The sequence below is a fragment of the Clostridium thermobutyricum genome, from assembly GCF_000371465.1.
Classification (GTDB): domain Bacteria; phylum Bacillota; class Clostridia; order Clostridiales; family Clostridiaceae; genus Clostridium; species Clostridium thermobutyricum.
Genome location: NZ_KB850956.1, coordinates 630,871 through 645,540, shown reverse-complemented (window position 1 = coordinate 645,540; position 14,670 = coordinate 630,871). Strand labels below are relative to the sequence as shown.

At 26.7% G+C, this 14,670-nt stretch carries 18 protein-coding genes; 1 reads left to right on the top strand and 17 read right to left on the bottom strand.

Annotation, left to right across the window (positions count from 1 at the left end; all coding sequences use genetic code 11):
• Window position 1: 1 nt before the first annotated feature.
• The 15 genes from HMPREF1092_RS02900 to HMPREF1092_RS02830 form a co-directional block, all read right to left on the bottom strand.
• A complete protein-coding gene (locus tag HMPREF1092_RS02900) occupies window positions 2-532 on the bottom strand; it encodes a DUF3284 domain-containing protein (RefSeq protein WP_002597102.1) in 531 nt (176 codons plus the stop codon).
• Between the two features lie 210 nt (window positions 533-742).
• Window positions 743-2,095: a PTS sugar transporter subunit IIC gene (locus tag HMPREF1092_RS02895; protein ID WP_002597101.1), complete on the bottom strand. Its 1,353-nt coding sequence runs from the start codon at window positions 2,093-2,095 to the stop codon at window positions 743-745.
• Between the two features lie 164 nt (window positions 2,096-2,259).
• The gene (locus HMPREF1092_RS02890) at window positions 2,260-2,571 is read right to left on the bottom strand and encodes a hypothetical protein (protein ID WP_002597100.1); all 312 of its coding nucleotides are present in this window, start codon (window positions 2,569-2,571) and stop codon (window positions 2,260-2,262) included.
• Between the two features lie 12 nt (window positions 2,572-2,583).
• Window positions 2,584-2,895, bottom strand: coding sequence for a hypothetical protein (locus tag HMPREF1092_RS02885; RefSeq protein WP_002597099.1), 312 nt, complete (start codon window positions 2,893-2,895; stop codon window positions 2,584-2,586).
• Between the two features lie 369 nt (window positions 2,896-3,264).
• Window positions 3,265-4,473, bottom strand: coding sequence for an NADP-dependent isocitrate dehydrogenase (locus HMPREF1092_RS02880; protein WP_002597098.1), 1,209 nt, complete (start codon window positions 4,471-4,473; stop codon window positions 3,265-3,267).
• Between the two features lie 78 nt (window positions 4,474-4,551).
• On the bottom strand, window positions 4,552-4,983 hold the full coding sequence (locus HMPREF1092_RS02875; RefSeq protein ID WP_002597097.1) for an MOSC domain-containing protein: 432 nt from the start codon (window positions 4,981-4,983) through the stop codon (window positions 4,552-4,554).
• Between the two features lies 1 nt (window position 4,984).
• A complete protein-coding gene (moaA, locus tag HMPREF1092_RS02870; protein ID WP_242830402.1) occupies window positions 4,985-5,962 on the bottom strand; it encodes a GTP 3',8-cyclase MoaA in 978 nt (325 codons plus the stop codon).
• Window positions 5,963-5,968: 6 nt separating this feature from the next.
• Entirely contained in the window at window positions 5,969-6,445 is a 477-nt protein-coding gene (gene moaC / locus HMPREF1092_RS02865; protein WP_002597095.1) for a cyclic pyranopterin monophosphate synthase MoaC, read from the bottom strand.
• A gap of 1 nt (window position 6,446) precedes the next feature.
• Window positions 6,447-7,466, bottom strand: coding sequence for a molybdopterin-binding protein (locus HMPREF1092_RS02860; RefSeq protein ID WP_002597094.1), 1,020 nt, complete (start codon window positions 7,464-7,466; stop codon window positions 6,447-6,449).
• 10 nt (window positions 7,467-7,476) lie between these two features.
• Window positions 7,477-8,133, bottom strand: coding sequence for a molybdate ABC transporter permease subunit (gene modB / locus HMPREF1092_RS02855; protein WP_002597093.1), 657 nt, complete (start codon window positions 8,131-8,133; stop codon window positions 7,477-7,479).
• Window positions 8,134-8,862: a molybdate ABC transporter substrate-binding protein gene (modA, locus tag HMPREF1092_RS02850; protein ID WP_002597092.1), complete on the bottom strand. Its 729-nt coding sequence runs from the start codon at window positions 8,860-8,862 to the stop codon at window positions 8,134-8,136.
• 38 nt (window positions 8,863-8,900) lie between these two features.
• Window positions 8,901-9,392 carry a MogA/MoaB family molybdenum cofactor biosynthesis protein gene (locus HMPREF1092_RS02845; protein ID WP_002597091.1) on the bottom strand — a complete coding sequence of 164 codons (492 nt, stop codon included), beginning with the start codon at window positions 9,390-9,392 and terminating at the stop codon, window positions 8,901-8,903.
• 3 nt (window positions 9,393-9,395) lie between these two features.
• A complete protein-coding gene (gene mobB / locus HMPREF1092_RS02840; RefSeq protein ID WP_002597090.1) occupies window positions 9,396-9,887 on the bottom strand; it encodes a molybdopterin-guanine dinucleotide biosynthesis protein B in 492 nt (163 codons plus the stop codon).
• Complete coding sequence (locus HMPREF1092_RS02835; RefSeq protein ID WP_002597089.1) at window positions 9,888-10,457, bottom strand: molybdenum cofactor guanylyltransferase; 570 nt, start codon at window positions 10,455-10,457, stop codon at window positions 9,888-9,890.
• A gap of 2 nt (window positions 10,458-10,459) precedes the next feature.
• Window positions 10,460-11,647, bottom strand: a complete 1,188-nt coding sequence (locus tag HMPREF1092_RS02830) for a molybdopterin molybdotransferase MoeA (RefSeq protein WP_002597088.1) — start codon at window positions 11,645-11,647, stop codon at window positions 10,460-10,462.
• A 601-nt stretch (window positions 11,648-12,248) separates the two neighbouring features.
• On the opposite strand from HMPREF1092_RS02830, the gene HMPREF1092_RS02825 reads away from it, so the two are divergent.
• On the top strand, window positions 12,249-13,211 hold the full coding sequence (locus HMPREF1092_RS02825) for a TDT family transporter (protein ID WP_002597087.1): 963 nt from the start codon (window positions 12,249-12,251) through the stop codon (window positions 13,209-13,211).
• Between the two features lie 98 nt (window positions 13,212-13,309).
• Here the strand turns inward: HMPREF1092_RS02825 and HMPREF1092_RS02820 are convergent, their stop codons facing one another.
• Window positions 13,310-14,176 carry a LysR family transcriptional regulator gene (locus tag HMPREF1092_RS02820; RefSeq protein ID WP_002597086.1) on the bottom strand — a complete coding sequence of 289 codons (867 nt, stop codon included), beginning with the start codon at window positions 14,174-14,176 and terminating at the stop codon, window positions 13,310-13,312.
• Window positions 14,177-14,258: 82 nt separating this feature from the next.
• On the bottom strand, window positions 14,259-14,558 hold the full coding sequence (locus HMPREF1092_RS02815) for a hypothetical protein (protein WP_002597085.1): 300 nt from the start codon (window positions 14,556-14,558) through the stop codon (window positions 14,259-14,261).
• Window positions 14,559-14,670: the final 112 nt, after the last annotated feature.

Below are 14,670 nucleotides of genomic sequence, written 5' to 3'. Positions count from 1 at the left end.
TTTATTTTTCTTCTATATTTTCCAATTGTGCACTTTCCTTTTCAATAGCAATCTCTTCTTCTGAGTTTTCTAATACTTTTTTAGGTTGTGCCTTTAAAACTTTTTCTCTATGCTTTTCAATCTCACTTTCAAGACCATTTATAAAAGTTCCAAATCTTCGTCTTACAGTTTTCTTAAAAAGTACTTTTTGTATTATAGTATTAATAATTTGAAATGCTCCTGGAGTTTCTTCAGTCTCTTCAAGAGTTATTTTTGTTCTATCTTCTCCATCTTTTTCAAAAGAATAAGTTGAAATATACATCATTTTATCTCTTACACTTGTTATTTGATATTTTTCATTTAATTTATAATCAGTTATCTCAATTCTAAGAGTTCCTGTTTTAGCTGAATATGTTCCTACTTGTTTTATAACAGCACTTCCTATAGGATCTTTTTCATTAAATTTTGGAAAATCTCTTTTTGCAGTTCTTATAAAAACTTTAAAAACCTCTTCTACTGGATAATCTACTACAGTTGAATTTATAAATCCCACCTATAATCCCTCCTATTATTTACTATTATATAATTATTTTAACATATAAAGGTATTTGTTTTCTATATTTTTAAAACTTTATGTTTTTATTATAATTTATGTAATATATTTAAATAGTTTTCTTATTACATATAATTATTTTACTCAAAATACAAGGGATATAAGTTCTACTTATATCCCTTTTAAATTCATATAGTTAATTTTTAATTATTATTCATTTCCTACTCTGTTAGCAGCTATAACGAATGGAGTCCAGATTAATACTGAAAGAAGTAATAATGCTGCTGAAAGGATACCTGCTCTTATATCTCCATTTGTAGCTAGTACAGCATGGAACACTGGTGGTGTAACCCATGGAAGTTCTGCACAAATTCTAGATACAAATCCTGCTTCCGTTACCATATAAGCTATTGCTATACAGATTGGTGGTGTAATTACAAATGGTATAAAGTAAATTGGGTTTAATACTAGTGGTAAACCGAATATTACTGGCTCATTAATATTGAAACATCCTGGTGCTATAGCTAATTTAGCAAGTTCTCTTGATTCTTGTCTCTTAGAGAATATGAATATAGCTATTAATAGTGCTAGAGTACCTCCTGATCCTCCTGGCATTGCATATACGTCAACAAAGTTTCTTGTTAATGTATTAAGTGCTTGTCCTCCAGCTGTTACAGCATCAATATTATCATATAATGCTGGTTTATATAAAGTATTTAATGCTGGTTCTACCATGTTTAATCCATGTAATCCAAAGAACCATAATAATTGTGATAATAAAATTAATATTATATAAGTTACTGGTGATTGTCCAAGTGCCATTAAAGGTTCTTGAATTGTTTTTTCGATAAATACCTTAAAGTCCATTCCTGTAAATGCTAAAGATAATGAATGTACTAATCCTGCTAATCCTATTACAACGATTGCTGGTATAACAGCTGCAAATGCTTTTGATACAGCTGGTGGCACTTGCTCAGGCATTTTAATAACAATTCCTTTTTTAGTAAGATAAATAAATAATTGCCCTCCTAATAATGCTACAAGCATTGCTGTAAACATGGCAGTTGAGTTAAATGAACTATAGTTCATAACTCCCCACATACCGCCTGTTATTGCTTCAGTTGCACCTTCTGGAGTTACTGAAACATTAGTTGAATCTGGAACTAATGTTAAAAATGCTCCTAATGAAACTAAAGCTGTTGCAAATGGGTCAATATCATAAGCTCTTCCTAATGAATAAGCGATAGCTAATACTATGAATAATGACGTTAATGCAATAGTTCCCCACCACATGTTACCAAGTATAGGTACTATATATTTTGTTAAAAATGGTTGGATATTTTGTGCGTATGCATCAATTTTGTTTAATTTTTCACCAAATACTGATGTATCTCTTACAAGTGCGTTTAAAAATAATGACCCCATGGCTCCTGCCATTGCCACTGGTAATGTTGCTATAAATCCGTCTCTTAAAGCACATAATTGCTTTTGGCGACCTAGCTTTTCAGCTATTGGCATAAGAAATTTTTCTAAGCCAGCCGCTAATTTGTCCATAAATTTCATTTTAGTTCCCCCTATATACATTTATTTATATGATTATCCTTTACATTGAGAAAGTGCCGTCCTCTTTTTATAAAAGATATACATACCCCTTTTTGTTTATTCCCGATCTTTAGTTAAATTTAATTTAAGTTATCCCCTTAAAATTCTACTAATGACTTTGACCATTAAATCTTAGTATAATCTAACTTAAGTAAATTTTTACTAAAAATATATAAATATGAGAATAAATACTTGAAACCTGTTAAATTATTTTTACATGTTAACCTAACTGTTTCCTTATTTTTTATATTTATATTTAAAATATTACTTTTAGCACCAAGTGCTCTAATATATATTTCATGATTACCTTCTTTTAACTTTAATACCTTTCTTGTATCATCCCTTATAAAGTTAACCTTTTTTCCATCCACGTAAATTCCATAATCAAGTAATCTAAAAATTTCTCTTCCGGGTCTAGTTAGTATAATGTCTCCCATATGTCACATTTATTATTTTATATAAGGTTTTAATTGCGGCATTATCTTTTCCATATTTTTAAGACCAAAATCAACTGGCTTTATTGTTATATATGGAATCTCAACTGTTTCTAATTCAGCTTTAAGCTTTTTCTCTACTAACATTAATTCTGGTGATATAATTGCAACAGTAATATCACCTTTTGAAATAGCTTCTCCCATTGTAGCTTCAGTAGCAAAAATCCATTCAACTGGATTATTATTTTTTTCTGTATATGCCATAGCTGCTCTTTCGAAAGCTTTAGATTGTCCAGTTCCTTTTGATAATACTAATATTTTATTCACATTCCCATCTCCTTTTAAATTACATCTATTTCTCCTTTTAAATTATATCTATTTGAATTATATGTTTTAAAAAAGTTTTCATGAATACTTTATTAAACTTATTAAAATATTATCATTTATTTTATAATTTTTACATATTTTGCATTTCCATTGTTTTCTCTTATAAATTCGAAATCATTTACAATTTTGTTACTTTTTGTTTACATTTATATTCTATAATATTTCCCTATAAATGTAAACAATTTTATTAACATTTTTTTGATTTTTTTCTTTTTTTATATACTTATAAAAAAAAAGAATTTGACCTCATTAAAAATATTATATATTATTCTTAATGAGGCCAAATCAAAACCTTATTTTTTTATGACTTTATAGTATTTTTTCTAATTCATTTCTTATTTCCTTTATAAATTGAAAACTATTTAATACAAGTGGATTTTTATAACTTGTTATTAAAGCTAAATCTTTTGTCATCTTACCATCTTCTATTACTTTAATTGAAGCTTTTTCTAATTTATTAGCAAATATTATTAATTCTTCATTCTCATCTAATTCTCCACGCTTTCTTAAAGCTCCAGTCCATGCAAATATTGTAGCAATTGAATTAGTGGATGTATCTCCTCCTTTTAAATATCTATAGTAATGCCTTTGAACTGTTCCATGAGCTGCTTCATATTCATAATTTCCTTCTGGAGATACTAAAACAGATGTCATCATTGCTAAAGATCCAAATGCAGTTGCTATCATATCACTCATAACATCTCCATCATAATTTTTACATGCCCAAATCATCCCTCCATTAGATTTAATAACTCTTGCTACAGCATCATCTATTAAAGTATAAAAATATTCAATTCCTAATTTTTCAAATTTCTCTTTATATTCTTTATTATATATATCTTCAAAAATATCTTTAAAAGTATGATCATATTTTTTAGAAATAGTATCTTTACTTGAAAACCATAAATCTTCTTTTATATCTAAAGCATAATTAAAACAGCTCCTTGCAAAACTTTCTATAGATGAATTTAAATTATGCATTCCTAAAACTACACCTTCACCATTAAAATTATGAATTAATTCTCTAGTTTCTTTTCCATTTTCATCAGTGAATACTAGCTCACACTTTCCTTTTCCTTCTATTTTCATTTCAACATCCTTATATATATCTCCATAAGCATGTCTAGCAATTGTTATAGGTTTCTCCCAATTATTAACGTATGGTTTTATATTATTAACTAATATTGGTGATCTAAAAACTGTCCCATCCAAAATAGCTCTAATAGTTCCATTTGGACTTTTCCACATTTCTTTTAAATTATATTCTTTTACTCTATCTGAATTTGCAGTTATTGTAGCACATTTTACTCCTACTCCATATTTTTTTATTGCTTCTGCTGCCTCTATTGTTACTTTATCTAATGTTTCATCTCTATGTTTTAGCCCCAAATCATAATATTCTGTTTTTAATTCTATAAAAGGTTCTAATAAATCTTCTTTTATGCTCTTCCATAGAATTCTTGTCATTTCATCTCCATCCATTTCAACTAATGGTGTTTTCATTTTAATTTTAACCATAAAAAAATACCCCCAAATCTTTTAATAAATTTAGGGATATTATACATTATTTGTAAATATTTTTCAATTTTATATGCTTTATTTTATTAATTCAATATCTATACCTTCTTCTATATGTCCACTTTTTAAAACACGTGCAAAAGTTCCATATACTGGCATGATGCATCTTCCTACTCTATGAAAAATCTCGCATTCATTATGGCATTTTTTCCCTATTTGAGTTACTTCTAAAATAGCATCACCTACTTGTAACTTTTGTCCAATTGGTAATTTATCTACTTCGATTCCTTCTATAACAAGATTTTCTCCAAAATCTCCAAAAACTACATTTCCGCCTTCTTTATTGAAGTCATTTATTTTTTGAACATCTAATAAGCTAACTTGTCTATGCCAATTTCCACCATGGGCATCTCCTTCTAAGCCAAAGTTTTCAATTAAATTTATTTCGCCTATTCTTTTCTTAGCTGTTCCTTTTTTTTCACTTTTGCATATTGCTACTATTTTTCCCATACTAGCCTCCAATTTCGTTCATATTTCTATTTTCTTCATTAGAATCTTGTTTATTAAATAAATACATTTTAGGTTTATTGTAGATTCCATTTTTTATTGTTTCTAATAGTTTTTCTTCTTTACCTTCTCTAATAACTTTTTTTAAATTTATATCACTTTTCCAATTTAAACATTTTTTAAGCATTCCATCAGTAGTAATTCTTATTCTATTACAGTCCTCACAAAAACAGTTACTCATTGCGCTTATGAATCCAATTTTCCCTTTATAATCTTTTATTTTTATATATTTTGCAGGACCATCTTTTTTATTTCTTTCTAAAATTACAGTTTCTAAATTATTATCTTCTATAATTTTCATTATTTCTCCATTAGAAACACCTTTGAATTTTTTACCTTCTCCTATTGGCATAAGCTCTATAAATCTCAATGAAATATCTCTATCTTTAGTAAAATTTATTAAATCTATAATCTCATTTTTATTTATATCTTCTATAACAACAGTATTTATTTTTATTTTTATACCTAACTTTAAACTTTTTTCTATACTTCTAAATACTTTATGTATATCTCCTCCACGAGTTATATACTTAAATTTTTCTTCATTTAAAGTATCTAAACTTATATTTAAACTTTTTACTCCATGACTATGTAAGAATTCTAATCTTTCTTCTAAAAGCATACCATTAGTAGTTAATGCTATCTCTTCAATTCCATCTATTAAATATATTTTTTCTATTAGCTCATTTATATCTTTTCTAACTAATGGTTCTCCCCCTGTCAATCTAACTTTTCTTATTCCAAGTTTAGCACTTTCTTTAACTATTTTATATATTTCATCATTATTTAAATTTTCTTCTTTTTCAAAAAAAATATTTCCATCACTAGGCATACAGTAAATACATCTTAAATTACATTTATCTGTAAGTGATATTCTTATATAATCTACTGTTCTACCATACTTATCTTTCAAAAAATTCACCTCTTATTAGTAAAAAAAGTCTCCACTTTTTCCACCTGTCTTACTTTTTAAGTGTACATCTGAAATTGTTATTCTTTTATCTACAGCTTTACACATATCATAAATAGTTAATGCTGCTATAGTAACTCCTGTTAAGGCTTCCATTTCAACACCTGTTTTTTCACTTATTTTAGCCATTCCTTCTATTATAATAGAATTATTTTCATCATCTATTTCAAAATTTATTGAACAACCATTTATCATTATTGGATGGCACATAGGAATTAAATCTGATGTTCTTTTCATTCCCATAATACCTGCAACTCTAGCTACTCCTAAAACATCTCCTTTTCCTATTTTACCTTCTTTTATTAATTCTAAAGTTTCCTTACTTACCTTTACTTTTCCTGTTGCTATTGCAACTCTTTTAGTTTCTTTTTTATCTGTAACATCAACCATTACAGCATTACCTTCATTATCAAAATGAGTAAATTTACCTTCCAAATTAAACACCCTTTCCAAATGAACAATGTGGGAATGTACAAACTTTACAATCTAAACATTGACCTCCATGCCCAAGCTCACTAATATCTCTTCTTTTTAATTTTTCATCTGCTAATATTCTAGGAAGAACTATGTCAAATATTGTTCTTTTTGAATACATTACACATCCTGGAAGACCTACTATTGGTATATCTCCATAATAAGCTAAAAGAAACATAGCTCCTGGAAGAACTGGCGCACCATATGTTACTAATTCTGCTCCACATTCTTTTATTGCTGTTGGAGTTATATCATCTGGATCTACTGACATTCCTCCTGTACAGACTATAAATTCTGCTCCAGCATCCAAAGCTTTATGTATTTCTCTTATTATATCTTCTTTTTTATCATCTACAATTGCTTGATTTACTAATTCACAACCATAATATTCTATTTTTCTTTTAACTGCTGGTCCAAAAGCATCTTTTATTCTTCCATGAAAAACTTCGCTTCCAGTAGTTATCATGTGAACTTTCTTTCCTTTTATTTCTTTTACTTCTATTATCTTTTCATTTATAAGATTTTCTGCTTCTATTATTTTCTTTTCATCTATAACAAGAGGAATAACTCTAGTTCCCCCTAATAATTCTCCTTCTTTAACTGGAGTATTATTATGAATTGTCGCTATTATTATTTCTCCTAAATCATTTATGTCTAAAAGCTTTTCTTTATTTATCTTTAGAAGCCCATTTCTTTCTGCTATAAAATTTATTTTTCCTTCTTTTATTTCTCCAAATTTTATTCCTTCACCGCATACTAAATTTTTTATTCTTTCTGCTGCATCATTTTCATGTAACATACCTTCTTTGGCTTCCCAAACATAAATATGTTCTTTTCCTATTGAAAGAAGTTCATCTATATCTTCTTCTCTTATTATATGACCTTTTTTAAAGGCTCTTCCTTTAAATTCTCCTGGAACTATCTTCGTTATATCATGACAAAGAACCATTCCTATTGCATCTTTAACATATACTTTTTTCACTTTTAATCCCTCATTTCATTCTTTTAAGTATAAAATTATAAGATAAAGTTAAAGCAACAGATATTATAACTATACAAATTAAAATAATTGTGGCAATCTCTCTATTATCATTTTCAATAGCATAATACATTGCCATTGGAACAGTTTGTGTTTCTCCCGGTATATTTCCTGCTACAAGTATAGTAGCTCCAAATTCTCCAAATACTCTTGCTATAGAAAGTATTACTCCAGTTAAAATTCCTTTTTTACTAAGTGGTAAACTTATTTTTCTATATATTTGTGCTTTTGAAGCTCCCATCTCACTAGCTGCCCATTTTATATCCATATCAACTCCTAAAAGAGAAGTTTTTATACTTTGATACATTATAGGCAATGAAACAATTATTCCTACTATAATTGCTCCAATTATAGTAAATATCACTGATACATTAAAGCTTTCAGAAAGAAACTCTCCTATTGCTCCACTTTTGCCAAATACTATAAGAACTATATATCCTATAGCTGATGGCGGTAAAAACATAGGAAATATTATTAAAGTTTCTAATAAGCTTTTCCCCCTACTTCTTTTTTCAATTAATACATAATTCAATAAGATACCTAATAAAAGACTTATTGAAACTGCTACAAATACAACCTTTAAAGAAACTATAAAAGCATTTAAAATCAATTAATTTTCCTTAAATCCGTATTGCTCAAATACTTTTTTAGCTTCTGGGCTTTGTAAAAATTCTAGTAAGGATGTATCATCTTTTTTATTTTCGCTATTCTTTAAAATAACTAAATTATATTCTATTTTCTTATGCATATTATCATTTATTTCATAAACTATTTTTCCATTTTTTAATTTATAAGCATCAGTTTTATATACAAAACCATATTCAGCATCTCCACTTTCAACATAGTTTTTTACACTTGTTACACTTTTAGCATAAACAAGTTTATTATCTACTAAGTTCCATGAATTTGCTTTTTCTAGTGCTTCTTTTGCATATGAACCTGCTGGTACTGTATTTATTTCTCCAATTGCTATCTTTCCTTTTGCATCTTTAAGCTCATTTAAATTATTTAACTTTTTTGTATCTTTTCCGCCAATTACTACTAAAGAATTTTCTAGGAAATTATAGCTTTTATTTTCATAAACAAATCCTTTATCTATTAATTTATCTGTGTTCTCTTTATTTGCTGAGAAAAACATATCAACTTTTGCTCCATTGGATATTTGTTTTTCTAATGTTCCTGAACCGCCTACATTTAATTTAATCTCTATACCAGTTTTATCATAAAATAATCCTTGTATTGTTTTCATAGGCTCTTCTAAACTAGCTGCAACACTAATTGTGATTACTTTTTTATTATTTTTATTATCATTTTTTTCACCACATGCAACTAGCCCCATAACAGCGCCCCCTAATACTATTATGGAAATAAGTAGTTTTATTTTCTTGCGCATTCTCCTGTTCTTCCCTTCATTATGTCTATTCCATGCTTTATATCTTCTATTATATAATCCATTATTTCTCTACATGCCTTTGGACTTCCTGGCATATTTATTATTAATGTTTCACCTCTTATACCAGCTGTTGCTCTTGAAAGCATTGCTCTCTTAGTTAAAGTTAAGCTATATGCTCTTATTGCCTCTGGTATTCCTAATGCTTCTCTTTCTATAACTTCTTTTGTCGCTTCTGGTGTTATATCTCTCTTGCTAAAACCAGTTCCCCCTGTTGTTAATACAAGTTCTAATTTTAAATTATCACTCATATTTATCATTTCTTCTTTTAGCATTTCTTTCTCATCAGGAAGCATTACATATCTTTCTACTTTAAAACCATGTTCTTTTCCAATCTCTTCAATTACTTTTCCGCTTAAATCCTCTCTTCCTCCTTTATATCCTGTGTCACTACTAGTTATTATTCCAAGTGTATACATAATCTAAACAACTCCCTCCTTAAAGGCTATTATAATATCAGCTAACTTTTTATAATCATTTCTATCTATAACCTTTATATTATCTATATTAAGCTCTATATCTGAGGCTACACATATTAAATTTTCTTTTTTAGTTATAATTTTAGTACTTAATTTTGAATTATATACTTCAATTTTTTTTAAATTACTATTTTTATAACCTTCTACTATTATAAAATCCTTATGTTCAAATAAACTAATTACCTCTTCTAAATCGAGCTCTCTTTCAATAAATATTGCCGTTCTTCCTTCTGAAGTTATGCAAATTTCTTCTGCTCCTGCCTCTCTATGCTTATATGTATCTTTACCTTTTTTGTCTAAATCTAACTTATGGCTATGATGCTTTATAGTTCCTACACTAAATCCTCTAGACTTCAATTCTTTTATTATCCCAACTATAAGAGTAGTTTTACCTACATTAGAACATTCTCCTACTACATTTATTACATTTGCCATTTATTTATCCTCTTTCAGTAAATTATTATAATCTTCTACAGTATTTATATTTATAAAATTATTATTGTCTTCTATACAAATAAACTTTACATTTAATGTTTTTATAAATCTTCTTAGACTATAATTTCCATCATCTATAGTTTTTCTAATATCTTTTAAAATTTTCTTTTTATACACTCCACAAAAAGGCTCTATTTCTCCATTAACAAGTGGAATTAAACAATCTTCTTCAAAATTTATACTTCCTAATTTATTTAAAATATCTCTATTTAAAAATGGCATATCACATGAAACAATAATACTTTTTTCTTCTTTTATTTCATTTAAGCAAGAATAAAAACCTCCCATTGGTCCGATATCTTTTATTATATCCTTTATAATATGGAAGCTTTTATATTCATTATCTATCCTCTCATCATTAGAAGATATTATTATTTCACTAAAATCCTTTAATGCTTCAATTTCTCTATCTATAAATTTTTTATCTTTAAATTTTAACAATCCTTTTGGATTATAATTCATTCTACTGCTTTTTCCACCTGCTAATATTATTGCTGAACATTTAATCATAACTAAATTAAAACTGAAACTTTAGTCCCTGCTTCTAATGTTTCATTTTCCTTTACTTCTAAAATTGCGTTACTATTTATCATAGTGTGAACTTGCCCAGGACTTTGATAAATATTATTAATTGTAACATTATCATTATTATCTATATTTACTCTTAAAAATCTTCTTTTTTTACTTTTCTTCTTAAAATCTTCTAATAAGATACCTTTATGCTCTTTTAACATATCTTCAGTACAATTTATCATTTTCAATAAAGCATCACGACAAAGAAGCTCAAAAGTTGTTGCACTTGCAACTGGTGTTCCTGAAAGTCCTATATATAATTTTTCCCCTTTTTTGCCCACAAAAAGTGGAGAACCTGGCTTTATATTTACCTTCCAAAATAAAATCTCATACCCTAAATCTTTAACAACTTTTTGTACTATATCTTTTTCTCCAACAGACACTCCTCCAGTAGAAATTATGATATCTGTTTCTTTTTCTAAACTCTCTATTCCATTCTTTAAGCTTTCTTCATTATCTAAAAGATTATCATTAAGCTTTGCTATAAGATTTAACTCATTTATTCTTGAAGCTAAAAAGGGACCATTGCAATTATATACTTTTCCTTCCTTTAATGCTTCTCCTGAATTTTGAATTTCGTCTCCAGTATTTATAATTCCAACAACAGGTCTTTTATAAACTTTAACTTTTTCAATTCCAAGAGATGATATTGCCATTATTTCTGAAGCTTTTAATTTTGTTCCTCCCTTTAAAATTATATCATCTTTTTTAAAATCTTCACCTTCATAAATATAATTATCAAAAGCTTTATGTTTTTTGAATATTTTAACAAACCTATCTTTTTCTTCTGTATCTTCTTGTCTTACAACACAATTACATCCATTTGGAATTTTTGCTCCAGTCATTATTCTTATACATTGACCTTTGCCTACATTTTTTTTAGATACCATTCCTGCAAATATTTTATCTATAACTTCAAACTCTTTATAATCAATTAAATCTTCTAATTCTTCCCCATTTAAAGCATACCCATCTAAAGGTGATTTTGGAAAAGGAGGATTATTTATTGGTGAAATTACATCATCATATAAAGTCCTATTTAAAGCTTCATGTAAAAAAACTTCTTCTGAATCCTTTTCCTTTATATTATCTAAAATTATTTTTTTTGCCTCTTCTAAAGAAATCATTAATTTCCCTCCCATTTTTAATAAAGCTGTATTACATAACCTAATATAATACAGCTTTATTTCTATTTATTTTATTGTTATAAGTTTATAAAATAGATATATTTAAATATTTAGCAAATAAAACCTCTTGAGTCACCAAAATTCTATATCACTTATTATAAAAATTATTTATTAATTATTTTCACATCATATCCTAACAATTTTATCACTATATAATTTAATTGACAAATTTTATTTAAATTATAAAACAACCAAAAAAATATTTAGTTTATTTAATAATCATATTTTATATTGTTTAAATTTTGATAAATGTTATCTTAATATTACTATCTTTAATATACATTAAATGTGATATAAATCACATTTCATTTAAATTTATTATACATTTTGTAAACAAGTGTGATAATCGTCACATTATAAACCTTCTCATAATTGTTATAATTATCACAAGCTTATTAAAGAAAGGATGTGTTTTTTTTGGATTCTATCTCAAAAAGACCTAAAGCTAGTGGAACTGTTAAAATATTAGCCTTGTGTGGTTTTGTATTTTCACTATTTATTCTTTATTTAATTAATATACTTTAATATGAGGTGATTTCTTTTGAAAAATGGATTTTTTAACATTGAATTAAAAGACTATCCTATTGGATTTATTGGGACATGTCTTGGAGCCGTTAGCTTATCCAGTGTTTTTGCTAAACACGGTTTTCCAATTATACAAAGCATATTTGTATACATAAGTTGCTTAGCTTTAATTGTAGCTTTAGCTAAGGTAATTCGTCATCCAAAAACAGTTTGGAGCGAAATGAACAATACTATTTTAATGGCATTATATCCTACATCAACAATGCTTTTAATGAATATAGGTGTTTATTTTTTAAAATTTAATTATTCATTAGGACATAGTATTTGGATGTTTGGACTTTTACTTAATGTCTTTTTTGTAGTTTTCTTTTTAATAAGACACGTAATTATAAAATTTGATATAAATACAGTATTACCTTGTTGGTATGTTTTACTTGTTGGTATTTCAGTATCTTGTACTACAAGTGTACCAATGCACGCTACTAAATTAGTAAAACCAGTTTTTTATTTTGTAGTAATGTCATTTTTAACATACTTACCTGTGGTAATTTATAGACTTTGTACTGTAGAAGTTCCAGATAATCAATATCCTTTAATAGCAATATTTGCAGCACCTGGATCACTTTGTACAATTAGTTATATAACATTATATAAACACCCTAATATATACATAGTAAGCTTTTTCTTTGGATTAACTTTACTTGCAACTTTATATGATTATATAAACTGTCCTAAGTTTTTCTCTATAAAGTTCAATCCAACTTTTGCAGCCCTTACCTTCCCATTGGCTATATCTCTTGTAGCTTCTGTAAAGGTTAATGAATATCTAGTTAAATTTGGATATATAACTTATGCAAATATAGTTAAGGGAATAGCCGGAATAGAGTTTTTTGTTACTACAGCAATAATAGCTTTTGTATTCTACAACTTTATAGTTAATTTTTTCTTTAACATACCAAAAGCTAAATTTACAAAATAGACTTTTAAATTAAATAAACTCTACCCTCCTTTGAAAGCGTAGAGCTTTAAATATTATATATATACAAAAAAGAGATGCTTAAGTTAAGCATCTCTTTTTTATTTATATAATTTAGCTTCCTTAATAAATATACTCATGTTATTATTTATAAATTTATCTCTATGACAAATGAATAATAAGTCTCTTCTTATATCTATTCCTTTAACAGATATTTTCTTTAATATTCCATACTTTAATTCTCGTTTTATACACCTTTCAGAAACACATCCTATTCCCATTCCACTTTCTACACTTCTTTTAATAGCTTCTGTGCTTCCAAGCTCCATAAATATATCAAATGGTATATTCTCTTTAATCAATTTATTTTCTATTATTTCTCTAGTTCCACTACCTTTTTCTCTCATTATTATAGATAATTTCTTACCATCTTGTATTGTTTCTATATTACTTTTATTTTCACATATAAAAACAAGATTATCTTCCCAAAATTTTTCAACATTAATTTCATCAGAATGAACATTTCCTTCAACAAAAGCAAAATCAATTTCATTTTTTAAAATTAAATTTTCAATATTTTCTGTATTATCAATAATTAAAGAAATTTTTATATCATTATATTTATTATGAAATTTTTTTATTATTTTAGGCAAAACATAAATCCCTATAGTAGTACTTGCCCCAATCTTTATTTCTCCACTCCTACTTTCCCTTATACTCTTTATTTTATCTACACCCTCTTCATAAATATTAAGTATTCTTCTTACATAATTTAAATAAACCTCACCTTCATTAGTAAGTTTTATTTTTTTTCCTATTCTATCAAATAACTTAACATCTAATTCAGCTTCTAGCTCCTGAATTGCTTGACTAACTGAAGGTTGACTAATATATAATTTCTTTCCTACTTTTGTCATATTAAGTTCCATTGCTGTTTCATAAAATATTCTAAGCTTTCTAAAGTTCATATGTCCCTCCTAATATTCTAAAATATGAATAAAGGTGAATAGACTAATTTCTCTATTCACCTTTTTAATATAAAAGATAATCTTATTTATTATCTACATCTTCATAATCAACATCAATAGCATTACTTGTATCAAAATCGTCATCTTCTTCATAAGAATCTACATTAGAATAAGTTTGATTATTGTAGCTATCTTTATTATAATAATTTTCTTCTCTATATTCACTTGTCTTATTAGTCTTCTTTTTAAATTTAAAAATAAGCCATATTATAAATCCAATTACTAAAAAATATGGAAGTAATCTTATTAAAAATCTAACAATTAGAATAATTATCAATATTGTAATTACAGCGTATAAAGCTCCTTTAAAGTTCTTATTCATATTCTCATTCCTTTATTATGTAATATATTATTATTATACAATAAAATAAAGTTCTATTCAAAGCATCTAATCTTTTATTATATTTAATACCTTTATTAAAGTTATTGTATAA

Coding starts and splice junctions, on each gene's coding strand:
- HMPREF1092_RS02895 (WP_002597101.1), bottom strand. CDS start 2,095: ATGAAATTTATGGACAAATTAGCGGCTGGCTTAGAAAAATTTCTTATG.
- HMPREF1092_RS02890 (WP_002597100.1), bottom strand. CDS start 2,571: ATGGGAGACATTATACTAACTAGACCCGGAAGAGAAATTTTTAGATTA.
- HMPREF1092_RS02880 (WP_002597098.1), bottom strand. CDS start 4,473: ATGGTTAAAATTAAAATGAAAACACCATTAGTTGAAATGGATGGAGAT.
- HMPREF1092_RS02875 (WP_002597097.1), bottom strand. CDS start 4,983: ATGGGAAAAATAGTAGCAATATGCAAAAGTGAAAAAAAAGGAACAGCT.
- modA (WP_002597092.1), bottom strand. CDS start 8,862: ATGGGGCTAGTTGCATGTGGTGAAAAAAATGATAATAAAAATAATAAA.
- HMPREF1092_RS02845 (WP_002597091.1), bottom strand. CDS start 9,392: ATGTATACACTTGGAATAATAACTAGTAGTGACACAGGATATAAAGGA.
- mobB (WP_002597090.1), bottom strand. CDS start 9,887: ATGGCAAATGTAATAAATGTAGTAGGAGAATGTTCTAATGTAGGTAAA.
- HMPREF1092_RS02835 (WP_002597089.1), bottom strand. CDS start 10,457: ATGATTAAATGTTCAGCAATAATATTAGCAGGTGGAAAAAGCAGTAGA.
- HMPREF1092_RS02830 (WP_002597088.1), bottom strand. CDS start 11,647: ATGATTTCTTTAGAAGAGGCAAAAAAAATAATTTTAGATAATATAAAG.
- HMPREF1092_RS02820 (WP_002597086.1), bottom strand. CDS start 14,176: ATGAACTTTAGAAAGCTTAGAATATTTTATGAAACAGCAATGGAACTT.
- HMPREF1092_RS02815 (WP_002597085.1), bottom strand. CDS start 14,558: ATGAATAAGAACTTTAAAGGAGCTTTATACGCTGTAATTACAATATTG.